Here is a 23,691-nt window from a genome sequence, read left to right as displayed (position 1 = left end):
ATTCTACATGCCTGTTGACCTTCCAGTAACTGGAGGCCCTATCTGCAGGAGTATCAGAACAAGGAGATTCTCATGTCGGATCCGCGCACCCTTCGGCTTTCCCTGCAAAACATGTCCTGCGCTTCCTGCGTCGGGCGCGTGGAACGTGGCCTCACGGCTCTGCCGGGGGTCAGCGATGTCCGTGTCAATCTCGCCAGAGAGACCGCCCAGGCGCAGATCGACGCACCGGAGCGCATCGCCGAAATCGCCACGACCCTTCAGGAGATCGGCTATCCGGCCCGGAGCCGGAGCGTACGTCTGAACATTTCATCTATGTCCTGTGCCTCGTGCGTCGGTCGGGTGGACAAGGCACTGGCAGTGCTGCCGGGCGTGCTGGACGTGAACGTCAACCTGGCCTCGGAAACCGCTACTGTCAGCTATCTGGAGGGCGCAGTCGCGGTTGCCGACCTTATCAAGGCGGCCAGCGACGCGGGTTACCCCGCCACGCGGGCCGAAGACAGTTCATCGGAAGACGCAGGAGCCCGCAAGAACGAAGAGGCACGGGTTCTGGCTCGCCGGACTGTCGTGGCGACGACCCTCGCCCTGCCCGTATTTTTGCTCGAGATGGGCGCACATCTGATCCCCGGGATGCACGGTCTCATCGGCGACACCATCGGCCATCGGGCCAGCTGGATGATCCAGTTCGTGTTGACCACGGCAGTCCTGCTCTGGCCAGGACGTGCTTTCTACACACGCGGTTTCCCGGCACTGTTGAAAGGCGCGCCGGACATGAACAGCCTTGTCGCGGTTGGCACATCGGCGGCCTACATCTATTCACTTGTGGCGCTTTTCGCACCGACGCTGCTGCCCGCGGGATCGCGCGCGGTCTATTTCGAGGCAGCGGCCGTCATCGTGGTGCTGATCCTTCTGGGCCGCTGGCTGGAGGCCCGCGCAAAGGGCCGGACCGGGGCTGCGATCCAGAAGCTGCTGGGCCTTCAGGCAAAGACGGCCCGTATGCTGGTTGACGGGGAGCCGCAGGATGTGGCCATCGACCGCATCGTCGCTGGCGACATTCTGATCGTGCGCCCTGGCGAGCGGATCGCAGTGGATGGTGAGCTGACCGAAGGCAGTGCCCGTGTGGATGAGAGTATGATCACCGGCGAACCGGTGCCGGTCGCCAAATCCGTGGGCGATCCCGTCACCGGCGGCACCGTCAACGGCAGCGGTGCCTTCCGGTTTAGCGCGACGCGTGTGGGTGCCGACACGACGCTGGCCCAGATCATCCGGATGGTCGAAGAGGCGCAGGGCGCCAAGCTGCCGATCCAAGGGCTGGTGGACCGGATCACCCTGTGGTTCGTGCCCGCGGTCATGGCATTGGCGCTGTTGACGGTGATTGTCTGGCTGTTGGTCGGTCCTTCGCCCGCGCTGTCATTTGCGCTGGTGGCTGGCGTATCCGTGCTGATCATCGCCTGCCCCTGCGCGATGGGTCTTGCCACGCCAACGTCGATCATGGTCGGCACGGGACGTGCCGCCGAGATGGGCGTGCTCTTCCGCAAGGGCGACGCGTTGCAACAGCTATCCAGCGTGGATGTGGTGGCGCTGGACAAGACCGGAACGGTGACCCAGGGCCGCCCGGAACTGACCGATCTCGTGCTTGTGCACAGCTTTGACCGCACCGAGGTGCTGACGCTTGTCGCCGCTGTCGAGGCGCAATCGGAACACCCGATCGCCGAGGCGATTGTGCGCGCGGCAAAGGTCGAGGGCGTCGCGCGGCATGACGCTAAGGATTTTGAATCCATCACCGGCCACGGCGTGCGGGCAAAAGTGGCGGGCCGCGAGGTGCTTGTCGGGGCCGACCGCCTGATGACCCGCGAGGGGCTGACAATCAGCGATCTGGCCGACGAGGAGCGTCGGCTGGCCGAACAGGGCCGCACCGCACTTTTCGCGGCGATCGACGGTCGTGTCGCCGCCGTCATCGCGGTGTCCGATCCGGTGAAGCCGTCCAGCGCCGCTGCAATCCGCGCCTTGCACGCACAGGGACTGAAGGTCGCCATGATCACCGGTGACAAGCGCGAAACGGCAGAGGCTATCGCCCGCGAAATCGGCATCGACCATGTGATCGCTGGCGTTCTGCCCGACGGTAAGGTGGCGGCGCTCGACGATCTGCGCGGCGCGGGCAAGCGCATCGCGTTCGTTGGCGACGGGATCAACGACGCACCCGCGCTTGCCCATTCGGACGTGGGTATCGCCATCGGCACCGGTACAGACGTGGCCATCGAATCCGCAGATGTGGTGCTGATGTCCGGCGATCTGCGCGGCGTCGTGAACGCCCTCGAGGTGTCGCGGAGCACCATGCGCAACATCCGTCAGAACCTTTTCTGGGCATTTGGATACAACGTCGCCCTGATCCCGGTTGCGGCGGGCGTGCTTTATCCGGTGTCAGGACTTCTGCTCTCACCCGTTCTGGCAGCAGGTGCGATGGCTCTCAGCTCTGTCTTCGTGCTGACGAATGCGCTGCGGCTGCGCCGCGTGCGCCCGGCGATGGACGAAACGGCGCGCCCCGTCTCCGAAGCCTCGGCATCCCCGATTCCAGCTGAATGAACTCAAGGAGGAAACGATTATGAACATCGGAGATGTGGCCGACCTTTCCGGCCTTCCCGCCAAAACGATCCGCTACTACGAAGACATCGGTCTTGTCGAACCGCTGCGCAGTTCAAATGGCTATCGCAGCTTTCGGCAAAGCGACGTGCACAAGCTGGCCTTTCTCGGCCGGGCACGGGCCCTTGGATTCACCATCGAGGATTGCCGGAGCCTGCTGAAGCTTTATGCCGATACTGACCGCGCCAGTGCCGAGGTAAAGCAGATTGCCGAAGAGCATCTTGATCGGATTGACAGCAAGATCGCCGAACTGACCGAAATGCGCGCGACGCTGTCGCATCTTGTGGATGCATGCGCGGGTGATCACCGCCCCGATTGCCCCATCTTGGCCGATCTGGCGATGGAACAAAAGGCGGGCAGTATCAGCAAGGCGTCCGGGTAGCTCTGACGTCTGCAAAAGCCGAACTTTCCCGAAAACTACGGAACATTCCAGCGCAGCAATGTTGTTCCTTCTATAGGACATCAATTTTTCGAGACTGGAGGTCGCCAATGACATACCTACGCTTTTTCGCGATGATCGCCACATCCACGGTGGTGATGTTCATCCTGATGTATCTCAACACCTATCTGCTGAGCCATATCTTCTGGTCCGAAACACGCGCCTATATGGCCGTGCTGATGGGGGCCATAATGGCGATCATCATGCTGGGCTTCATGCTGTCAATGTACTCCAGCAAGGCGATCAACGCTGCCATCTTTATTGGCGGCGCCGTGGTGTTTGCCGGATCCCTCTGGCTGGTCCGGAGCCAGGTGACCGTGGGCGATACCAGCTACATGAAGGCAATGATCCCGCACCATTCGATCGCGATCATGACATCGAGCCGCGCCAACATTTCTGACCCTCGGGTGCGCAAACTGGCTGACGAGATCATCTTTGCCCAAGACAAAGAAATCGCCGAAATGCGGTATCTGGTGAATGACATCGACACGAATGGTGACGCGGCTGATGAGGGTCTGGATGGTTCAGCCCGCATCGTCGATCTGAACGAGGCACTCTCATCCGCCGAAATCGCCATCCTTGATCTGGAATTCCTGACTGGCGATGAGATCGCGCAGCTTTTCCCGGATGGGGCCATCTGCACCTTCAAGTATACGACGACCAGCAAACCTGTGCTTGCCACAGGACAGATCGACGGTGCCCCGGCGGCGCTGGCAAAGATCAGCGGCGACCTGGTGCGTCTTGGTTCAACCGACGCAACCGGCACCCTGAGCACCGAAGGAATGTCCGTAAGCCTCAGTGCGCCGGACGGGGCTGCGGCGCTGGAAAACAGTGGTGAAGTGCAGGACGCCAACCTCGTGCTCGAACTCGATGCCGGCCTGCGGGCAGGCTATCGCGGCTATTATGGCTGCGACGCCTGAACCCTGAAACGGAGGATATGACATGCCAAGAGACACAACCCAGACAGCCAAGCTTTACCGGATGGTGATGCCCGACCACCTCTGTCCCTATGGGCTCAAATCCAAGGACCTGCTGGAGCGCAAGGGTTTCGAAGTCGAGGATCACCCTTTGACCACGCGTGAGGAAACCGACGCGTTCATGGAAGAGCACGGCGTCGAAACCACCCCGCAAACCTGGATCGGGGACGAGCGGATAGGCGGATATGACGACCTTCGGGTCCATTTCGGCATCGATGCGCCGGAAGACGAACGCTCGGACACGTCCTACCAGCCGGTGATCACGATCTTTGCCGTCGCGTTCCTGATGGCGCTCGGTTTGTCGTGGTACAGCTTCGAGAACATTTTCACCCTGCGCGGGCTGGAATGGTTCATTTCGATCTCGATGTGCTTTCTGGCGGTACAAAAACTTCAGGATGTCGAGAGCTTCTCGACCATGTTCCTGAACTACGACCTGCTGGCGCGTCGGTGGGTGCGTTATGGCAAGATCTATCCGTTTGGAGAGGCTTTCGCAGGTATCCTCATGGTCGCCGGGGCGCTGACCTGGCTTTCGGCACCGGTGGCCTTGTTCATCGGCACTGTTGGCGCAGTATCGGTTTTCAAGGCGGTCTATATCGACAAGCGTGAATTGAAGTGCGCCTGCGTCGGCGGCGACAGCAACGTACCGCTCGGCTTTGTCTCGCTCACAGAGAACCTGATGATGATGGTCATGGGGATCTGGATGCCGATCAGGGTCTATCTGATCGGCTGAAAGGCGGGTGCCGTTTTCATATCCCTCGGACTCGTTCTCCCGATAGATGCGCAAGTCGGACAGCACTGCGAAAAAGGGTCAAGCTGAATGGACCAGATAATCGAAGCATTCACGACCGGGGCGGGCATGCTCTGGAAGGCGCTCTGGGCGCTCATCTTCGGGTATATCATCTCCGCAGGCATCCAGATTTTCGTGACACGGGATCAGATGGCGCGTGTTCTTGGCGACCGTGGTGCCAGGAAGGCAGGCATTGCCGGCTTCTTTGGGTTTGTGTCATCGTCCTGTTCCTTCGCGGCTCTTGCCGCGTCGCGTTCGATCCTCGTGAAGGGTGCGCATCCGGTCAATTCGATCGCCTTCCTGATTTCATCGACAAATCTGGTGATCGAGCTTGGAATCGTCCTTCTGGTCCTGCTGGGCTGGAAATTCATGGTGGCAAATTTCATGCTTGGCATCCTGATGACGATCTACGCCTATGCCCTCACCCTGATATGGCTTCCAAGGTCGTTTGTCGAAAGCGCAAAAGAGCATGCGGAGAAGGCCCAGTCCGACGAAGGTATGGACAGGGACCAGACCATGAAGGGTTCGTTCCGCGACAAACTGCTGTCCCGCGAAGGATGGGACCGGATCGCCCGCGCTTTCTTCATGGAATGGAAGATGGTCTGGAAGGAGATCCTCTTCGGCTTCACGGTCGCGGGTTTCATTTCCGTCTTTGTGCCGCAGAGCTTCTGGAACGCGATCTTTCTGGTCGGAGATGGCGGTGCGCAGGACGCGCCGGGCTTCCTGATCGTTCTTGAAAACGCGCTGGTGGCACCGGTCGTGGCCTTCTTCACCTTCATCGGGTCGATGGGCAATGTCCCCCTGGCTGCGATGCTCTGGTCGCGTGATGCGTCGTTCGGAGGCGTGATCGCCTTTCTCGGAGCCGATCTTGTTGCTGCCACGGTGATATGGGTGCACGCAAAATATTACGGCTGGCAGTATGCGCTCTATCTTTCAGGCTTGCTGTACCTGTGCATGGTCGCTGCGGGAATTACGGTGCATTACCTGTTCGCTCTCGTAGGGATGATCCCGACCGAGCGGCCTTCGCTTCAGGAAATGGTCCGGTTCAGCATCGATTACACGTTCTTCCTCAACCTGATCTTTCTTGTCATCGGGTCAGCACTGATCTGGCTTCACATCAGGAATGCCGAGGAAGACTAACCGATTGAGGCCAAGAATGGGAAGGTTCCCAGAAGCCAGTAGGCAAACCGGGACAATTGGCCGGTCATGATGGCAACGCCCATGATGATCATGGCGACGCCCGCGCCCTTGTAGAGCCAGCGACCGGCTTTGCCGATCTGTCTGACCCGTGCGGCGATGGCGTCGGTGAACAGCGCGGCCAGCAGGAACGGCACGCCCAGCCCTGCGGAATAGATCGACAACAGCCAGATGCCGTCCGACATACCGCCGGATGTCGAACTGAGCGTCAGGATTGCGCCGAGGATCGGCCCGATGCAGGGCGTCCATCCAAAGGCGAAGGCCAAGCCCAGGACGTAGGCTCCAAGCGGGCGACCCCCCGGAATGTCGAGTGTGAAGCGGGTGTCACGCGAGAACGCTTCCAGACGGAAGGCACCCAGCATGACCAGTCCGAACAGGATGATGATCGCCCCGCCCAGATAGTTGAGCTCAGTGCGCCAAGTCAGCAGCAACGACCCGAGCGCGCTGGCCCCGGCCCCCAACGCGACAAAGACCGTGGAGAACCCCAGAACGAAGCAGGTGCTTAGGCCAAGTGCCCCGGCGCGTGCCCGCAGGCCGACCGATCGCGTCGTGCGCAAATCCGGCTGGCCTGCGATGTAGGAAACATAGCCCGGAACCAGTGGCAGGACGCAGGGTGACAGGAAGGAAATGGCCCCCGCCAGAAAGGCCGCGAAGATGCCGATGCCGGAAATATCCATCATGCTTTATGCTCGGCGCTGAAGGGTCGCGCCGCCCACCAGAAGGCAATCAGCGGGATTACGATCCATTGCAGCACGGGCGACAGCCCTGCATCGAGGACCGGAATGATCGGCATCAGGTCCGAATAGGCCCAAGCCGCGCGGATCACGATGTTGAGCCATTCGCTGAACAGCGTATATCCCAACCCGAACACCACCGTCAGGACGGTTACCGAGCGTCGCGTCGGAGCCACGAAGGGCCAGCCACGGCCGGTCAGCATCAAGGCAAGCACCAGCGCGCTCATGGCAATCAGGATGTCGCCACCCGTGCAATGAACCGCGGCGAAGACGATCTCACCCCAGGTGCCCTCGTTCCAGATCGTGTAGAGCGGCATATGGGCGAACTCCCAGATCAGATTGGCCGGGATGATTACCGAAAAATACCGACGTAGCGCTGTCAGGGATATTCCATCCGCCGAAGATGGCATGACGCCAGTCGCGGTGACACTCATTGAAACACCCCTGTCACCCGGTCCCACCAACTGCGTTCCCGGCGTCGATGCTGGGCATTGTTGATCAACTCGCTGACATAGAGGATCAGGTTCACATTCTTGAAATCCATGCCATGGAACTTTGCGGCGAACCGCCCGCCGATATCCACGACATGGGTGACCGCACCGTGCATCATCATGTCGCTGTCGGCGGTCGTGGTGAACTCGAGCCCATAGTCCCGCGCCACAAGGCGCGTCGCGTCGTCGCTCTGATCGGGCCGTTTGGTCAGAATGACCCAGTTGCTCGGATCGAGCCCATGCCGGTCCGCGTAGTCGCGCAGAACGTCCGGCGTGTCATTCACGGGATCGGTTGTGATCGAGATGAATTGCACCAGATCCCTCATCGGCCCGTCGTTGATCGAAGCCTGGACCGCCGCGATCTTTTCCGCATGGAGCGGGCAGATATCCGGGCAGTTGGCGTAGATGAAATGCAGGATGACGACCCTTTCGCTGAAATCCGCCAAGCGCACAGGATTGCCCTCCGCATTCTGCAACTCGAAATCCGGGGCCTGTGCCGCGTCGATGGCCTGGAAGTATGGCTCCATCTCGAACATCCGGGCATCCAGATTTTCACCCGGATGATCGGCGGAGGCCGGAAAGGCGATCGTGGCCGCAAATGTCGCCAAGGCGGCGCGCCGGGTCAGATAGACAATCAACTGCATCACCTTTCGGATTGATCGGGCTTGCCACCACCCGCATCGTCGCATTTCCCGCCGGACCCGCCCTTCATGCACAGACCGAGCCCGCACATCGCGGCACAGGGTGCCAGCGAAACCAAGACAGGCGCGAGACCGATCGCGGTGAGCCATCCCCAGTTCAGCGCCATGCCGCCGCCCATAACGGTTGCCGCACCGACGAACAGCAGTCGTCTGCGCGTCAACCACCGGGGCCAGTTGCCTGCGCTTTCGATGTCGGCGGCACCCGCATCGTTGGAAGATGATATGTCGGTCATCCGGAAAATCCTTCTGAAGTTTGAGTACTGGTCATTCTGATAACTGGGCGGTCAAGGGCGGGCGGCGCTCTTTCAGGGGCGCTTATTCGATAAAGCCTCGCAAGAAGGAGACCATCTCGGGATCATCCCATTCGGCCGGGCCGACCAGTCTCCCAAGCTCCCGCCCCTGCGCGTCGATCAGGATCGTTGTCGGCAGACCGACGGTGCGCAGCGCGGTCATCGACAGCATGGTCTTGTCGACATACATCTTGAGATTGTTGACACCGATCTCGTCGTAGAACCGCCGCACGACGGGCGACCCGGCCCTGTCGATGGACAGGGCGACAACCTCGAAACGGTCGCCGCCAAGTTCCGCCTGAAGTGCATCCAGCGTCGGCATCTCTTCCCGGCAGGGGACGCACCAGGTTGCCCAAACGTTCACGAGGATCACCTTGCCACGAAAATCCTCCATGTCCCCACGGCTGCCGTCCTCGGTCTCGTAGCGCACATTGATCACCGGCTGCGGCGTGTCGTGCAGTGCGAAGCCTTGCGGCCCGGCAAACGCCGTGCCGACGGACAATGCCCAGACGAGCAGCGCCGTTTTGAGATATTTCATGGCGTTGGCTCCTTGCCGGCTTGGGTTTTCAGATCACGGACGATCGGCAAAAGGGTTTCCTCCAGAATCGCTCGCGTGATGGGGCCGACATGGCGGTAGGCAATGGTGCCGTCGGAAGTGATGACATAGGTTTCAGGCACGCCGTAAACACCCCACTCGATGCCCGCACGTCCGTTTATGTCGGCCCCGATGCGGGTGTAGGGATCACCCAGTTCGTCTAGCCAGGCGCGCGCCTGTTCGGGCGGATCCTTGTAGTTGATCCCGTAGAGCGGCACTTCGCCCGTGGCGCTCAATTCCATGAATAGCGGATGTTCGGCGCGGCAGGGCACACACCACGAGGCAAAGACGTTCACCAGCGAAACATGGCCGATCAGGTCCTGCGTCGAAAGACCTTCCTCGCGGCCGAGCACCGGAGCGAGTGCAAACTCCGGTACAGGCTTGTCGATAAGCGCGGACGGCAGATCATCGCCCTCGCTGAAAAGCCCCCAGCCAAACAGGACCATAAGGGCCAAAGCCACGACGGGCGCCAGCACAAAGCCGAGATTTCTCCGGCGGGGCGTGGGAACAGTCATATTGTCACGATAGCTGGTCATGGCTGTGCTTGCTGGTCCTCGCGGGTCCGCTCACTCTGAAAGGCACGTTCTTTGTCGGGCCAGGTGCTCTTGATGTAGTCGACGATCGACGTGATTTCGTCATCTGTCAGTACGCCCTCATATCCGGGCATGTCGCTTTCATAACCGGCCCCGACAATCGCCGCCGGTCCGCGTTTCACGATGTCGAACAATACGCGGTCCGTATGATGCCAGGTATGACCCGACGCATCATGCGGCGGGGCAGGCAATCTGCCGTTCGGCAATCGGGTGCGCCAATCAGGCTGCCCCTCCAGGTTTGCGCCATGGCAACTGGCACAATTCTCCTGATAGAGACGCTCGCCCATGCGCAAGTCGCTCTCCGCCGAAACGGGAGAGACCGTTGTGGCGAGCAAGACCGCGGCGAGCCTAATGGTGTTTTTCATGTCGCTTGTGCCTTCTTCTGGCTATCCAAATACAACGAGAGTGCGACTATCGATGCCACGACAAGCAGGACGCACGCCCCCAGACCAATCCCCATCGACAACAGGCCGTCGCCGTTGCTGTCGCCCTCATTCCGCATCTTGGCGCATTTCTATTTTCCGCTGTCCGAGCGGATGTATTTGACCAAGGCGATTGCCGCGAGCACCAGCACCGCCACGATGAGTAACCAAACCAGTCCCATCGCGATCATCATGCCGTCACCCATCATTCCACCATCCATCATCATGCACTTCATCCTTTGTTTTCCCTTGAAACCGGTCAGGCACGGGATCGCACCAGTCCGCGCAATTAATCATTCGACCGCATAGACGGTCGGGTTCACACCTTCTTCGACGGTGTAAATCTTGAACGGTTCCTGCTTCGCGCCCCCCATACCCGGCGATCCCAACGGCATGCCGGGAAGTGTCAGACCGGCAATGTCCGGGCGCTCATCAAGCAACTTGTTGACGACATCAATTGGCACATGACCGCTGACGACGTAGTCACCCAGAAAGGTCGTATGGCAGCCCTGGAAATCGTCCGGGATACCTGCATCACGGCTGATCTGAGCCAGATCATGGGTCGGCTTTACCTCGACCGTGAAGCCATTCTCGCGCAGGTAGTCCGCATAGCTCTCGCAGCATCCGCATTGCGGGTTCTTGTAGAGCGTGGCCTCTTGCGCTGCTGCAGGCGCGGCATTCAGGCTCATTGCAAGGACAGCGGCAGCACCTGCGGTGCCAAGACTGGCAAGTCCAATTAGTTTCTTCATCGGTTCTTTCCTTTCGTGGTGATCGTTACGTGAGATTGTTTCAGGTTTTGGTCGTGCCAGGATCGACACGTATGATGCCCATCATGCCGGCCGCCTGGTGTTCCAGGATGTGACAATGGAACATCCAGTCTCCCGGATTGTCCGCCACGAAGGCGATCTCGACCCGTTCCTCCGGTGCCATCAGGACGGTGTCCTGCCATTCGCGATGCCGTGTCGGTTGCCCGTTCCGTGTGATCACACGGAACGAATGTCCATGAAGATGCATCGGGTGATGCCACGCGGTGCGATTGTCCATCTGCAGCACATGCGACGTGCCCTGCGGCAGGACCAGCAATGGATCCATCATGTGCCCCGTTGCTGCTTTGCCGTTGATGAACCACATGTTGCCTTCGCGCATCTGCTCCATCATGGACCCCATGCCGCCGCCCATCATCATCTGCCCCATCATGCCGCCATTAAAGATGATCTGATGCCGCGTGGCAGCTTGCATATCGGGTTCGGCCAGCGGGTTGGGTGGCAGTTCCATCGACCAGTCCGGGACCGCGTCCCGTAACCGATCCGGCCCGTAGGCGAGATCGACCAGACGGTATTCCAGATCCCTGTAGAAGACATCGGTGATGGTCAGGCTCTCTCCGGGCTTGCCGGTCATATCAATCACCAGATCGACACGCATGGCCGGACCGACCACCACGATGTCATCGTCTGGTACATGAGGTGACACGGGTTGACCGTCCAGAGCGACCACGACCGGCGCAAGCCCCCCGAAATCCAGCCCGAATATCCGCGCGTTCGCTGCATTGACCAGCCGAAGGCGGATGCGTTCCCCGGATCGCACCGCGATACGGTCAGGGATCTGGCCGTTGATCGTCACGGAATTGCCGATACGACCGCCGTGCATCGCGTCGTGCCGGCTTCCGAAATCTGTCGCAATCTGTCCGTCGCCGGTCATCCGCCAGTCATCGAGCATCCAGGTCAAATCGCGATCCACGCGGATCGGGTTTGCTTCCTCGACGATCAGCGGCCCGTAAAGCCCGCGCCCGACCTGTTCCGAACTGCGCTGGTGCGGGTGATACCAGAATGTACCTGCGTCCAGCGCATCGAATTCGTAGAGAAACTCGCCACCGACCGGGATCGGGTCCTGTGTCAGGAACGGCACACCGTCCATCGCATTGGGTGTGCGAATGCCATGCCAGTGGACCGTCGTCCCCTCATTTAGCCCGTTCCGGGCCAGAACCCGAATTCGGTCTCCCTGCCGCACCCGGATCTCGGGGCCGGGGAGGGATCCGTTGTAGCTCCAGACGTCGGTAGGGCCGTAGGGTGCCGGTCGCAGGGCGGCTTGTCCGGCCGCAGCGCGTAGCAAGAATGGGTCCTCTGTCGGACCTGCCATCGCTACTCGTGCCGGTGACAGAGTGGATATGGCCGTGAAAGCGGCACCGGTGCGCAGCACGTGCCGTCGTGAAATCAGTCTGTTGAGGGTCATTACTTCTGCCTTGATCTGAAAGGGTCGCACTCAGCCAGCTTCGGCCAAGGCAACGGTCAGGCCCCGCAACAAGCGAGGCCGCTATCAGGTTCAGACAGGCAGCTTGGGAGGAAATGGATCAAGGGAGGGAACCGCGCCAATCGGGATCACAGGTCCCGCGACCGGGATGACAACACCGAAGGCCATCTCAAGCGTCATCGCTGACGTACGAGCTACGATACCGGCCGTAGTTCCCGCGCCACAAGGGACTGTACACCCACCCTCGCAGGTTATCCCGTCAGCAAATCCGATCGGATCGCATCCGCCGCAATGGTCGTCCCCGCTTTCAGCGCCCACCATCTGAGCCATTGCTGCCTCAGCCGCATTCGCTGCCGATACATCCGGCGCAACCACGGCACCGAAGCTCAATGCAAGAATCAAAATGAGGCGGAAAACGCAGATCATGCGATCCTTATGCAAGCTTCCAGTAGGGGGAGGTCAAGAAGTATCCCGTAACATAGGCGTGACATTGCCACGCGGGTACTCACTGATTGGCCAAAAGATGCCCGAGGTTGGTTTCGGGGGAAAATCTGAGGCGAGACTGCGGACTCATCCAAGGTCTGTTTCGGAGCCAGGCAACCACCCGCATCTTTTCATGCGGGTGGCTGCCCTTGTGTCAACTTGCGTCTTTGAATTCGGTGTATTCGCCGCGCACCTGGACAGTCACGGTTGCGGGCTGGCTGTCCCGATTCCGCCAGAACCATCCGTGTTCGCCGTCGAATGCCGCGATGATCTCGCCCTCGTCGCCCGTCGAACCGCGGCCCTTTTCATAGGTCACCGAATTGCCGCCGCCGTGGCCGTGCATGTCAAAATTCACCCGACCGCCATCGACCAGCATTCGGTATTCCACCGTCTGGCCCTCTTCCATGACCAGCTTCCACTCGGCACTGTCGCCGGGTGCAAGCGTAAAGGTGGTTTCGTCACGCCAGATTTCGGCCTCCTGTGCATATGCCGTGCCGACAAAAAGTCCAAAGATATCGTTCATAAGGCTCGACTGCTCTTCGGCTTCGATCTCCAACAGCCTGTCGGCTTCGGCCTCCTCCGCAAGCTGGGCTTTGATCTCACCCATCTCGCTCAGCCCGAGAACCCCGCCGATCCCGGTCGGGTCGATGTTGTATTCGGCAGGCAGCACGACGGTCACAAGGATCGCAACGGCGCTGGCCGCCGCAATGGCAGTGGAACGGATAAGCTGCGCGGAGCTGGGAAGCTCATCAAGGCTCGGTTTTTTTGCGTTAAACATTTTGGTCTCCTAAATTCTCAGGTGGCTACGAAGTAGCCGGTGATTTGCAGGCCCATGAGGATGAATCCCATGGACATCATGACGACGTTGGCGGTGTAGGCTTGGCGGAAGAAGCTTGGGGATTTCCGCCAGAAGCCCATGACGATGAGGATCACGGCAAGCGCCATGATCTGGCCAAGCTCGACGCCCACGTTGAACGCCAGAAGATTGGCCAGTAGGCCCTCTGACGCGATCTCGTAGTCTAGGATCTTCGTGGCCAGGCCCGTGCCGTGGAAGAAGCCGAAGATCAGCGTTGCGGCCTTGGTGTTCGGCTGGAACCCAAACCAGCGCTGATAAGCCCCGAGATTGTCGAGCGCCTTGTAGACGACCGAAAGGCCGATGATCGCGTCGATGATGTAGGCGTTGATTCCCCAGCCGAACCAGACACCGGCCAGCATCGTGGTCGAGTGCCCGAGGGCGAAGAGGCTGACATAGATGCCTACATCCTTCATCTTGTAGAGGAAGAAGACGACGCCGAGCAGGAACAGGATGTGATCGTATCCCGTGACCATGTGTTTGGCGCCGAGATACATGAAGGGGATGATGTTCACCCCCCAGATTTCCTGGATATAGCCTGCGTCACCTTCTGTGACGGCATGGGCAAGAGCGTTTTCCGCACCCAGGACGAGCGCCGAAAGGGCAATGAAGGACAGGATCACGATCCGGCGTATGCCGGGATCGGTCCAGCCCTGGTGGACTGTATTCATGGATTGAACTCCGCATATGTGTTGATGATCGAATGCAGCGCGCTGTTGGCACGCAGTCGATCAGACGCGCGGAGGTCTTTCGATTTGGTATGTCTGCAAGGTGTTCGACGTGGCCGAACTCAACGGCCATGCGGCTCTATAAATATCGAGCGGGTGCGGCGATCGGTCGGGGCCAGGCACGACCGCCTGACTGTGATCGTGATCGATGCTGTCATGGCTATGTCCATGCATGGCCCAGGCGAGGTCTTCTTCCAGTCCATGCGAATGACCGTGCTCAGCAACCATTTCTGCGTGCTCTTGAAGGACGCCGATGACTGAGGGTGCGTGCGAGGTTGCGGGCACCACAGACCAGAGGAGTACGGCCAAACATAAGAGTGTCGCAAACGCGGCGTTTACAACTGTCCTCAAGGTATCCATAGGATCTGCCCGTCTGCCCGTCTCTAGCGTGGTGCGTCGTGGCACCATCTTGTTCTATCCTCCCGGGGGGGATAGAACTACTTTATGACAAAACATCCAGTCCATGCAACCCATCCCGCCCTTGTCGCCCGGCTGAAACGCGCTGACGGCCATTTGCGCGCCGTGATCGAAATGATCGAGGCGGGCAAACCCTGTCTGGAGATTGCTCAGCAGATGCAAGCGGTCGAAAAGGCCGTGACGAACGCCAAGCGTGCGCTGATCCATGATCACATGGACCATTGTATCGACGTTGAAAGTTCTGAAACTGATCGGGCCGAGTTGCGGGCGATCGCCCGATATCTCTGAGGCTGACCATGCTCGATATTCTCTCCGACCGCACTTATCGGCACCTGTTTCTGGCACAGGTCGTAGCCCTTCTGGGTACCGGACTCGCCACAGTCGCACTCGGCCTGCTCGCCTTTGATCTTTCGGGCGACGGGGCGGCGCTGGTCCTCGGCACAGTCTTCACCATCAAGATGGTTGCTTATGTGGGCATCGCGCCCATTGCAGGGGCTTTCGCAGACCGCGTGCCGCGCCGCGCGCTTCTGGTGACGCTCGATCTGGTGCGTGCCGGTGTCGCGCTCGCACTGCCCTTCGTGACCGAGGTCTGGCAGGTCTACGTCCTGATCTTCCTTCTTCAATCGGCTTCCGCCGCCTTCACGCCGACCTTTCAGGCGACGATCCCGGACGTTCTGCCCGAAGAGGCGCGCTATACCCGCGCGCTGTCGCTGTCGCGGCTGGCCTACGATCTGGAAAACATCGTCAGCCCGACGCTGGCGGCCCTTCTGCTCGCGGTGATGTCCTACAATTCGCTTTTCCTCGGCACGGTCCTCGGTTTCGCCGCATCGGCCCTTCTGGTTGTTTCGGTCGTGCTGCCCAGTCCCCGCCCATCCGAGCCGCGCGGTGTCTATGACCGCACTACGCGCGGCATCCGCATCTATCTGGCCACGCCCCGCTTGCGCGGGCTCTTGGCATTGAACCTCGCGGCGGCGGCGGCAGGTGCGATGGTGCTGGTCAATACCGTCGTTCTTGTGCGCGGCTCGCTCGGTCTTTCGGAAAGTGCTCTGGCCTGGACGATGTTCGCCTTCGGCGCAGGGTCGATGATCGCCGCGCTGGTCCTGCCGCGTGTTCTCGATGTGTTGCCGGACCGGCCCGTGATGTTCGGCGGAGCCACGCTGATGGTGGCTACTCTGGTCGGTCTGGCGTTGACGGTCCTTGGAGCGGGCCTTGGCTGGTCCATCCTTCTGACAGCCTGGTTGCTGGTGGGGCTCGGATATTCCGCTGTCCTCACCCCTTCTGGCCGACTGCTGCGCCGTTCCGCACACGCCGGGGACCGCCCGGCACTCTTCGCGGCGCAATTCGCGCTGTCCCACGCCTGCTGGCTTGTGACCTATCCGCTGTCGGGATGGCTGCTGACGGTCTATGGTGTCGTTCCCGCACTGATCGGACTGGCCCTCATCGCCGCCTTCGGAATGCTCGCAGCGCTGAAACTCTGGCCGTCCGGCGATCCCGTTGAGCTTGAGCACACCCACGATAATTTGCCACTCGACCATCCCCACCTAAGGGGACATCGCAGGCACAGCCATGCCTTGATCATTGACGAGAGCCATCCTCGCTGGGCCACGCATTTATAAGCCGCAGCAAGAGACGAAGACTGGACACGGGCGGTTCGTTTTTATCCATGCGGACATTCGTGCTTCGAGCAAAATTCATCCAAGTGGGCTCGATGCGCGAATTCTCTGCAAGTTTGGCGGACAGAAGCGTTGACTCTAACATAAACTGTCGGCCCCCCGACAAAGAGCACGGCTTAAGTTGCGACCCTCCACATCCGATACCGCCCCTGCCCCGTCATCTCGTGGATCAGACCACGCGCTTCCATCCAAGCAAGGTTGCGCTGGACGGCAGCCCGGCTGGCGCCGATCAGGGCCTCGGCCATCGGAGCGGACACGAGCGGCCATTCGGTAAGTACCGCGCACAAGGCCGGGGGCGTGCGGCCGGAAAGCGGGCTCATCTCGGCTTCCGCCCTCGCCGACCATGCCTCGATATCATCGAGGTGACGCATTGCGGTCAGGCATGCGGTCTCCATCCCGTCAAGCCAACGAGACAGACGGTCAGCGGGTGGGCCACCGGAGCGCAATCCTCCTGCCCCGCCGATGGCCAAAGGCGCGAAGAGCGCCCCCTTGCCCTCACTGGCCACGATCCGTGCGGCTGTGACCGCCGCTTCCATCCGGTCGCCGTGCTGCCCGAGGCCCGCGAGACTCCAGAGATGGAAGCCCATGCAAGCGCGCGTGATTGGGTGAAGATCGGCGGCTTGCGCCATGAGATCGAGCCAACCGCCCGCGCGATCCGCGAACGGTTCGGCTTCAACGCCGAGGTTCTCGGGGTCGCGGCGGTCGAGGAAGGCGGACAGGTCCACTTCCGGTCCAGGGCCGCCTGTAAGACGCCGCACTGCCCATCCGACACGCGCGAGCGCCGCGGTGTCGTCCTGCACGCCGGACAAGCGCATGGATTTCCAGAGCGCCAGCCGATCCGGGCCAATTCGGTCGCCTACTACAAACCAGCTGAGGTCTGCCGCCTCCATCAGCGCGAGCCTGTGCCGCCAACCTTTCGGGCCACGGCGCAGCCGGTCGTCCAGCGCGCCGATCCGGCCAGCCACACGGGCGAGACGCGCGGCATTGCCCGCCTCTGCCTTCCGCCAATCGTCGAGGACTGCGGTTTCACGAAGCTCTGCCCTAGGTCCGGGCGGCAGATAATCTGGCTCCTCGTCCATCGGACCGGGCAGGAACCACAGGTCGTCCTCAGACGTCTCTTCAAGCCCCTCCGCATTCACAAGAGGATCGTAAAAAATATCATACTGCATAGATACTTGAGTCTTCATGTATGCAAAATACCGCACTTTTGCCTTTTACCAAAGTGTTTTGTCAGGGTGCGCCTGCACAACTTTTACAGCACGAGCGCGCGGTGTTCTGCGACATCTCTCTGATCGCGCTCAGCGTATAGAAAACCAAGTGGTTTTTGATGAACAGCGCCACAGAGCACGCCCTTGCATCTGTCTACAAACGGTCGTTTATTAGCGATACATAAAACTGCAAAAAGACTGTTTTGATGCCCCTGATAGGTTACGCTCAGGTCTCGACCGAGGATCAGACCCCCCTGCCCCAGACGCAGGCCCTGAAATCCGTGGGCTGCGCCGAGATCCATGAAGAACAGGCCTCGGGCGGCAATCGTGCGCGGCCGGTGCTGGCGCGGGTGTTGGAGCGCATCGGCAAGGGCGACACGCTGGTGGTCGTGCGGATCGACCGCCTTGCGCGATCCCTGTCGCATCTGCTGGAGGTGATCGAGCGGCTGGAGGCCAAGGGCGCGTTCTTTCGTTCCATTCACGACCCCATCGACACCGGATCCCCGCAGGGCAAGTTCACGTTGCAAGTGCTGGGGGCCGCGGCCGAGTTCGAACGCGCCCTGATCCGGGAACGTACCAAGGCCGGCCTCGCCAGCGCTCGCACAAAGGGCCGCGTGGGCGGGAACCCTGGGCTGCGCGCCAAAGACCCTGCCGCTCTTCGTAAGGTACGGCTGGCAAGACAGGACGGCTACATGGAGCGCCTGAACGAGACGGCACAAGACTGGGTGCCCCATGTGCGCCGGTTGCGCCCCGACTTGGCCTGGGAAGACGTGTTGCGCATCATCAACGGCCCCTTGCCCGAGGCGCGTCGCTGGACCCAAAGCCGTCTCTTGCGCGCTGTGAAGGCATATGTCCGCGACGGCTTCCTGCCTGCCGAGGTTCTGGCCCGCGCCGGGCGCCGCGAAACCGACGACCGCCTGCCCGCCATTATTGCTGGCATCAAGGGCGCAGATCCTGACATCACGCTTCGAGCGATCTGTGAACGGCTGGAATCTATGCGCGAACGCACGCCCCGTGGCCGAACGAGATGGCAGCCCTCATCGGTCAAGATGCTGTTGGAGCGAGCCGAGAGTCTGGGAATGATTTAAGAGACTCAGATTCGTTCTTTGGAAGCAAAACCGCCTATGTGAATCGAGTACATCTTGCGTTTAAGAGATGGCAGCGACACAAGCACTTGACGCGCTGGATCCGCAAAATAAGATAAGTCATTGTAAATAAATGATTTCACCGGATACCGGCCTACCATTTGAAAAAATCCTTGCCTGTCAAACGCTTTCCTGACATTTTTGCGGAAGAACGCTAACCATCAGTTTCCGGCGGTTTTGCGTTCCTTCTCAAGATAGACCCGGAAGACGGGCGGCGGGACGGGCATGAACGAGCAGCGGATTAGAATGGATCAAAAGATCCAAACGATGGCGACACGTCTAAGCAAATCGCTTGATGTGAATATGCGCAAGTCGTTTCTACCTGATGAACGAAAGGCTCTCAGACGCTTCTCATCCACGGAAGTTGCCCAGATCCTCGGGGTAAGCCAAGATTTTTTGCGGAAGATGTTTTTCGAGGACAAGCTCGATCTCGGTGATATCGAGACAGACGCCCGCGGCCGCAGGTTCTACACTGCAGAGCAAATCGATATAGCGCGCCACGAAATAGCCCGGTCAAGCACCAAGTTCCAGCATATCGTTCCTCGTCGTCGGGATGGGGAGCATATCCAGATCATTTCGATCGCCAACTTCAAAGGGGGGGCCGGGAAGACGACAACGGCGATCCATCTGGCCCAAAAACTTGCCCTTGATGGTTATCGAGTTCTGGCAATCGATCTCGACCCACAAGCCTCAATGACCACCATGTTCGGTTTCCGGCCGGAAATCGACTTCCCTGAGGCCGGAACGGTGTACGATGCCCTCCGGTACGAGGACCCTATCCCATTTAGAGACGTTGTGCGCAAAACGTATTTCCACAACCTCGATCTAGCCGCGGCCGGCTTGTTGCTCTCTGAGTTCGAGACCGAAACCGCACACGCGCTTCGAAACAATATCAGGCCGCCGTTCTATCAGCGGCTTGCTCTTTGCATTAATGAAGTCGAGACAGACTACGACATTGTCGTCATCGACTGCCCACCGCAACTCGGGTTTACCACACTATCGGCTTTGGTAGCGTCGACATCCCTAGTCGTCACTGTCATTCCGAGCATGCTTGACGTCGCCTCGATGGCCCAATTCCTGCAGCTCACATCCAGCCTCATGGCAACAATTGCTGATGTGGGCGCATCGCCCGACTGGGACTTCATGAGATTTCTAATCACTCGTTTCGAGCCCAATGACGGCCCCCAAACTCAGATGGCGGCATTCCTGCGGACCATGTTCACGGATGACGTTCTTACTCAGCCTTTCCTGAAATCCTCCGCAGTCTCTGACGCTGGACTCACGCAACAGACACTGTTCGAGATCGCCAGAACGGATTTTCATCGCCAGACGTACGATCGGGCTATCGAGTCCATCAACGGGGTTGTGGCGGAGGTCGAAGGGCTCATCAAAACGGCATGGGGGCGTAAGTAATGGCCCGCAAAGTCACATTCGACATTCCCGAGGATGAAGAAAAGCAGCAGAGCTCGTCGATTTCTCCGACTCGAACCCAGTCACGAGCCCCTGCCCTTTCGGGAATGGCCCGTTCTCTTCAGGATGCGGCACAATCTTCAATTCAAGAAATCAGTACCGACCTTATTGATGATTCCGAGTTCCAGGATCGTCTGGCCCTGGATGACGAAGATGACATCAGGGAACTGGCTGAAAGCATTGACAAGCAGGGACAGCTTATCCCGATACTTCTGAGCCCCGAAGGGGGGCGGTACAGGATCATCTATGGGCGCAGGCGATTAGCCGCCCTTCGACTTATCGGCAAGCCCGCAAAGGCTCTCATCAGAGGCTTGGATGAGGATCAAGCGATTCTTGCACAAGGCCAAGAGAACAGCTTCCGAAAAGACCTCAGCTGGATCGAGAAAGCCCTGTTTGCACGTTCTCTCATAGAGTCCGGCAAGGATGAGGGACTGGTCTGTGACGCCCTCAACATCGATCAGAAAGCCAGGAAAGCCGGTGACAAGCTCACGGGACTTGCTCGCATGAAACAAGTCACTTCCTGTATTCCGACTGAACTCATCCAAAAGATCGGGGCGGCACCCGGGGTTGGACGGGATCGTTGGTATGCTGCCGCAAAGGCTTATGAGAGCTTTGGCTTCTCTGGAGATGAAGGGTTTCCGGCCGGAAACCGAGAATTCCATGATGCTCTCATGGAATCCAGAGGTTCAGGCAAGACCTCCGACGAACGCTTTGCGATCTTCGAAGGGCTCCTAAAACAGCACAAGCCCCCTGCCCCATCGGCAATCAAGACAAAACTCGGGATGGTGAAGGTCACCAAAAGAAACGTGATCATCACCGTCAAGAACGGAGATGACGGGCTTCATAAGTGGATCTCTGAGAATCCAGAGGCCGCTCTTCTAGCGTTGGCGAACGCGAAGGCCGCTGGTCTAGGGCAGATCATTACCCCAGAGAAAATGGAACCCATAGGTAACCCAGTCTCCGGCAGGGATCAGGATCTTGATGGTCCTGACATAGACGATAACAAAAACTGAGCAGAAAGGAGGACAGGCCAGAAAAGGAAAGACCCCCCGAAAGCAGTGCTTCCGAAGGGCCTCGATTAGCTTAGACACCTGATTGATACCCCGAAGCCGAATCGTTTTCAACACCGTTCGCGGTGAACGGGGAAGCTTTTTCAGCCGCAATCATCATGAGACAGGTATTTTCTCACACACCCGCCTTGGCGGAACGATCTTCTGTACCCGGTACGAACCCGTACAGGGTAATCGAGCCAATCCGAGCGCTTCGCAAAGAACTCGGTCTGACACCAAATGACCTGGTAACACTGCAGGCCTTGATCAGCTTCATGCCGAAGAAGGCCGGACAAACAGCTCCAATGACTATCGTCTTTCCCTCAAACGCATCATTGTCTGAGAGAACGAACGGCCTGAACGAGAGAACGATTCGACGGTGTATCGGACACCTCGTGGATGCCGGGCTGATCCAGCGCAGGGATAGCGCAACCCGCAAACGGTTCCCTCTTCGCTACGGTGGATTGATCAGAGATGCCTTTGGCTTCGATCTGCAGCCAATGTATGATCGGGAAAGAGAGCTCACCGAACACGCAGAACAGCTTGTGGGCGATCAGGAAAAGCTACGGTCACTCAAGGCGGAGGCACTGGCTCTTCGTGTCGAGGCTTTGCGCCAAGCAAAGGATGTTGAGACTGTCTCATTTCTCCAGAACGTACGAAACATCCTACGCCGTGCAACTCTCAAAGCCGACGAAATCATAGAGCTTATCAAGAGGCTGGCAGAGTTGGTCGGAGCGACCATCAGAGAGTTTCCGGCCGGAAACCATGACGCTCAGGAAACAATGCCCGACCAAATGTCCGGCGACGACGGACCAAATGTCCGGCACGTAGAACCCACAAGATTGAATATAAAAAAAGATAGAGCAGATGCACACTGCACCTCTGGTTTTCAGGAACGCCGAGATCCAACAATTATGGCATGGACGGACCTGAAAAACATATCGGACTTCTTCCCGCATGAACCAAGAGATCATCAATCAGTTCTCGAAATATTGGCCGATGTCGGAAGATTGCTAAGAATAGAACAGGGCAGGATCATGAAACACCTTAGAGAACGAGGTCCAGGGCAGCTCCTTATTGCACTCGACGAATTAATTTTGAGAGCCAGCACAGGACAGGTGAAAAACAACAACGCCTACCTTGATGCTATGATGAGGCAAGGAAACTGATGCTCTTGCCACATAAACTCGACCGGCTGGTGATTCTGCATAGCCATCGAAGATCAAGAGACAATTGCGGCACACTTCAAACCATACGATCATCAAGAAGAAGAATGTTGGTTTGAAGGTGAACCCAGATCACCCGCGTCAGGTGCAAGTCTGGAATGTTGTAGCTTATCATGGAACAAGAAGCCATTCTAGGTTTGCTAGATGTTCACAGACGCCTCGGCCCAAGTGGCCAACCTTACCGTCGTGTTTGTCTGTGTTAATGCTTATAACGCTGAGGGTGATACAATCCTGCTCGATTGGCTGGTGACGGATGAACAAGCGACCCATACCAAACTACTCTCCGAGTATCAGGCCTTGGAAGAAGAGTACGCTAGACAAGATGAACACCCCGAGATCGATACTCAGCTTGGCGTGTTGGAAGCAGAGATCCAAAAGATCGAGATCCGGCCGTTAGCCTTCAATCCGACAGACATCGGGCGGGCAGGGGCCTTCGTCATGTTTGACCGCTACGGCGCGCTGGCAGTCTCTCGCGGCTACGACCGCCTGACCTCGGACGAGTCCGTTGAAGACGGCAACACCGCCTAAGAGTACGCCTACACTGGACCGTGCGGCGGTTCGGATGACACATGGGAGGGCTCAACCCATCTCTTGCAGAATATCCAGAATGTACTTATATTCTGCACGAATGGAGACCCAGATCATGCATGAGCTTCCCGAGTTCAAGGCGGCCGACCTGACGCGGCACACAAGTGACCTGTTTGACGCGGCCATTCGGTCGCCGATTGCGATCACCAAGCACCGCAAGCCGAAATTCGTGCTGATGAGCATGGACCAGTACCAGCAGCTCGCGCGGGGGGCCACGCAACAGGCTCATATGGTTGACGAGATGCCCGAGGATCTCAAGGCGCTGATGATTGAAGGGCTCGAGCGGGACTTGACGCGGGCGGATGACTAAGCCGAGTGCGGGAGAGGTTTTCCGCTACCCGTTCCTATGCAAACGCGAGCAGATGGCGGGCGAGACCGAGGGCCGCAAGACACGGCCTGTCTGTATCGCCGTCACTGTCGCCAAGTCCGATAGCGAGACCGTGGTGTTCATCCTGCCGATCACGACGCAACCGCCCTTGCCCTCGCGCAAGTGCATCGAGGTGCCACAGATCGAGTCGCAGCGTGTGGGGTTGGAGACCCATGTCCGCAAATGGGTCATGCTGGACGAGATCAACACCGATATTCTGGAGCGGTCCTATGTCTGGGAGGACCGCACGCCCATCGGCGCGTTCAGTTCCGTCTTCACATTCAAAATCCAGTCCAGCCTGATCGCGCTTGCCAGGTCGGGCGGGGCATCGATTGTTGATCGGCTGAAGTAGTCTCAATCACCGCAGGGGCTAC

27 protein-coding genes are annotated in these 23,691 nt (G+C 59.1%); 14 read left to right on the top strand and 13 right to left on the bottom strand.

From position 1 onward, the window contains the following. Positions 1 to 72: 72 nt before the first annotated feature. The 5 genes from GLP43_RS15310 to GLP43_RS15290 all read left to right on the top strand — a co-directional run bounded on the left by GLP43_RS15310 (position 73) and on the right by GLP43_RS15290 (position 5,980). Positions 73 to 2,580 (top strand): heavy metal translocating P-type ATPase, encoded by a 2,508-nt coding sequence (locus GLP43_RS15310; RefSeq protein WP_007120890.1) that lies wholly within the window; start codon positions 73 to 75, stop codon positions 2,578 to 2,580. A gap of 19 nt (positions 2,581 to 2,599) precedes the next feature. Next, positions 2,600 to 3,019 (top strand): Cu(I)-responsive transcriptional regulator, encoded by a 420-nt coding sequence (gene cueR, locus GLP43_RS15305; protein WP_007120891.1) that lies wholly within the window; start codon positions 2,600 to 2,602, stop codon positions 3,017 to 3,019. Between the two features lie 107 nt (positions 3,020 to 3,126). Further along, a complete protein-coding gene (locus GLP43_RS15300; protein WP_237280026.1) occupies positions 3,127 to 3,996 on the top strand; it encodes a DUF305 domain-containing protein in 870 nt (289 codons plus the stop codon). A gap of 22 nt (positions 3,997 to 4,018) precedes the next feature. After that, the gene (locus GLP43_RS15295) at positions 4,019 to 4,783 is read left to right on the top strand and encodes a MauE/DoxX family redox-associated membrane protein (protein WP_197089315.1); all 765 of its coding nucleotides are present in this window, start codon (positions 4,019 to 4,021) and stop codon (positions 4,781 to 4,783) included. A gap of 87 nt (positions 4,784 to 4,870) precedes the next feature. Next, a complete protein-coding gene (locus GLP43_RS15290) occupies positions 4,871 to 5,980 on the top strand; it encodes a permease (protein ID WP_007121398.1) in 1,110 nt (369 codons plus the stop codon). Here GLP43_RS15290 and GLP43_RS15285 read toward each other — a convergent pair. From GLP43_RS15285 to GLP43_RS15235, 12 genes are all read right to left on the bottom strand, one after another. Continuing rightward, a complete protein-coding gene (locus GLP43_RS15285; protein ID WP_040652296.1) occupies positions 5,977 to 6,717 on the bottom strand; it encodes a cytochrome c biogenesis CcdA family protein in 741 nt (246 codons plus the stop codon). The genes GLP43_RS15290 and GLP43_RS15285 overlap by 4 nt on opposite strands. Next, on the bottom strand, positions 6,714 to 7,205 hold the full coding sequence (locus GLP43_RS15280; RefSeq protein ID WP_007121400.1) for a hypothetical protein: 492 nt from the start codon (positions 7,203 to 7,205) through the stop codon (positions 6,714 to 6,716). Before GLP43_RS15280 ends, GLP43_RS15285 begins: the two co-directional genes overlap by 4 nt. Next, positions 7,202 to 7,906: an SCO family protein gene (locus tag GLP43_RS15275; protein ID WP_045685125.1), complete on the bottom strand. Its 705-nt coding sequence runs from the start codon at positions 7,904 to 7,906 to the stop codon at positions 7,202 to 7,204. The genes GLP43_RS15280 and GLP43_RS15275 overlap by 4 nt, the downstream gene beginning before the upstream one ends. Next, entirely contained in the window at positions 7,906 to 8,196 is a 291-nt protein-coding gene (locus GLP43_RS15270) for a hypothetical protein (protein ID WP_007121402.1), read from the bottom strand. Before GLP43_RS15270 ends, GLP43_RS15275 begins: the two co-directional genes overlap by 1 nt. A gap of 82 nt (positions 8,197 to 8,278) precedes the next feature. Beyond that, entirely contained in the window at positions 8,279 to 8,791 is a 513-nt protein-coding gene (locus tag GLP43_RS15265) for a TlpA family protein disulfide reductase (protein WP_007121403.1), read from the bottom strand. Beyond that, positions 8,788 to 9,384 (bottom strand): DsbE family thiol:disulfide interchange protein, encoded by a 597-nt coding sequence (locus GLP43_RS15260; protein ID WP_237280025.1) that lies wholly within the window; start codon positions 9,382 to 9,384, stop codon positions 8,788 to 8,790. The genes GLP43_RS15265 and GLP43_RS15260 overlap by 4 nt, the downstream gene beginning before the upstream one ends. Beyond that, entirely contained in the window at positions 9,381 to 9,806 is a 426-nt protein-coding gene (locus GLP43_RS15255; RefSeq protein ID WP_090270163.1) for a c-type cytochrome, read from the bottom strand. Before GLP43_RS15255 ends, GLP43_RS15260 begins: the two co-directional genes overlap by 4 nt. 149 nt (positions 9,807 to 9,955) lie before the next feature. Next, positions 9,956 to 10,090 (bottom strand): hypothetical protein, encoded by a 135-nt coding sequence (locus GLP43_RS16350; protein ID WP_272903307.1) that lies wholly within the window; start codon positions 10,088 to 10,090, stop codon positions 9,956 to 9,958. A gap of 66 nt (positions 10,091 to 10,156) precedes the next feature. Next, positions 10,157 to 10,612 (bottom strand): DUF411 domain-containing protein, encoded by a 456-nt coding sequence (locus GLP43_RS15250; RefSeq protein WP_009820203.1) that lies wholly within the window; start codon positions 10,610 to 10,612, stop codon positions 10,157 to 10,159. Between the two features lie 40 nt (positions 10,613 to 10,652). Then, positions 10,653 to 12,092 carry a multicopper oxidase family protein gene (locus tag GLP43_RS15245; protein WP_075571762.1) on the bottom strand — a complete coding sequence of 480 codons (1,440 nt, stop codon included), beginning with the start codon at positions 12,090 to 12,092 and terminating at the stop codon, positions 10,653 to 10,655. A gap of 655 nt (positions 12,093 to 12,747) precedes the next feature. Further along, complete coding sequence (locus GLP43_RS15240) at positions 12,748 to 13,371, bottom strand: hypothetical protein (protein ID WP_007121517.1); 624 nt, start codon at positions 13,369 to 13,371, stop codon at positions 12,748 to 12,750. A gap of 17 nt (positions 13,372 to 13,388) precedes the next feature. Then, positions 13,389 to 14,117: a HupE/UreJ family protein gene (locus GLP43_RS15235; RefSeq protein ID WP_009820205.1), complete on the bottom strand. Its 729-nt coding sequence runs from the start codon at positions 14,115 to 14,117 to the stop codon at positions 13,389 to 13,391. A 501-nt stretch (positions 14,118 to 14,618) separates the two neighbouring features. Here GLP43_RS15235 and GLP43_RS15230 point away from each other — a divergent pair. After that, positions 14,619 to 14,879 (top strand): metal-sensing transcriptional repressor, encoded by a 261-nt coding sequence (locus GLP43_RS15230; RefSeq protein ID WP_007120627.1) that lies wholly within the window; start codon positions 14,619 to 14,621, stop codon positions 14,877 to 14,879. A gap of 8 nt (positions 14,880 to 14,887) precedes the next feature. Next, positions 14,888 to 16,207 (top strand): MFS transporter, encoded by a 1,320-nt coding sequence (locus GLP43_RS15225; protein WP_007120628.1) that lies wholly within the window; start codon positions 14,888 to 14,890, stop codon positions 16,205 to 16,207. A gap of 173 nt (positions 16,208 to 16,380) precedes the next feature. On the opposite strand, the gene GLP43_RS15220 is transcribed toward GLP43_RS15225, so the two are convergent. Next, positions 16,381 to 17,433: a hypothetical protein gene (locus GLP43_RS15220; protein ID WP_237280024.1), complete on the bottom strand. Its 1,053-nt coding sequence runs from the start codon at positions 17,431 to 17,433 to the stop codon at positions 16,381 to 16,383. Positions 17,434 to 17,678: 245 nt separating this feature from the next. Here GLP43_RS15220 and GLP43_RS15215 point away from each other — a divergent pair, with 245 nt between their 5' ends. The 7 genes from GLP43_RS15215 to GLP43_RS15185 all read left to right on the top strand — a co-directional run bounded on the left by GLP43_RS15215 (position 17,679) and on the right by GLP43_RS15185 (position 23,669). Next, positions 17,679 to 18,560: a recombinase family protein gene (locus tag GLP43_RS15215; RefSeq protein WP_237280023.1), complete on the top strand. Its 882-nt coding sequence runs from the start codon at positions 17,679 to 17,681 to the stop codon at positions 18,558 to 18,560. A 282-nt stretch (positions 18,561 to 18,842) separates the two neighbouring features. Next, entirely contained in the window at positions 18,843 to 20,030 is a 1,188-nt protein-coding gene (gene repA / locus GLP43_RS15210; protein WP_037930882.1) for a plasmid partitioning protein RepA, read from the top strand. After that, on the top strand, positions 20,030 to 21,100 hold the full coding sequence (gene repB, locus GLP43_RS15205; RefSeq protein WP_237280022.1) for a plasmid partitioning protein RepB: 1,071 nt from the start codon (positions 20,030 to 20,032) through the stop codon (positions 21,098 to 21,100). Before repA ends, repB begins: the two co-directional genes overlap by 1 nt. Before the next feature lie 155 nt (positions 21,101 to 21,255). Beyond that, positions 21,256 to 22,305, top strand: coding sequence for a helix-turn-helix domain-containing protein (locus GLP43_RS15200; protein ID WP_237280021.1), 1,050 nt, complete (start codon positions 21,256 to 21,258; stop codon positions 22,303 to 22,305). A 201-nt stretch (positions 22,306 to 22,506) separates the two neighbouring features. Further along, complete coding sequence (locus GLP43_RS15195; RefSeq protein ID WP_237280020.1) at positions 22,507 to 22,890, top strand: hypothetical protein; 384 nt, start codon at positions 22,507 to 22,509, stop codon at positions 22,888 to 22,890. A gap of 115 nt (positions 22,891 to 23,005) precedes the next feature. Beyond that, positions 23,006 to 23,260, top strand: coding sequence for a type II toxin-antitoxin system prevent-host-death family antitoxin (locus GLP43_RS15190; protein WP_237273232.1), 255 nt, complete (start codon positions 23,006 to 23,008; stop codon positions 23,258 to 23,260). Further along, a complete protein-coding gene (locus GLP43_RS15185) occupies positions 23,253 to 23,669 on the top strand; it encodes a hypothetical protein (protein WP_237280019.1) in 417 nt (138 codons plus the stop codon). The genes GLP43_RS15190 and GLP43_RS15185 overlap by 8 nt, the downstream gene beginning before the upstream one ends. Positions 23,670 to 23,691 lie beyond the last annotated feature (22 nt).

This window comes from Sulfitobacter sp. M39 (genome assembly GCF_021735935.1).
Taxonomy (GTDB): domain Bacteria; phylum Pseudomonadota; class Alphaproteobacteria; order Rhodobacterales; family Rhodobacteraceae; genus Sulfitobacter.
Note: the sequence above shows the minus strand (reverse complement) of the source record. Positions and strands in the feature narration are given on the sequence as shown.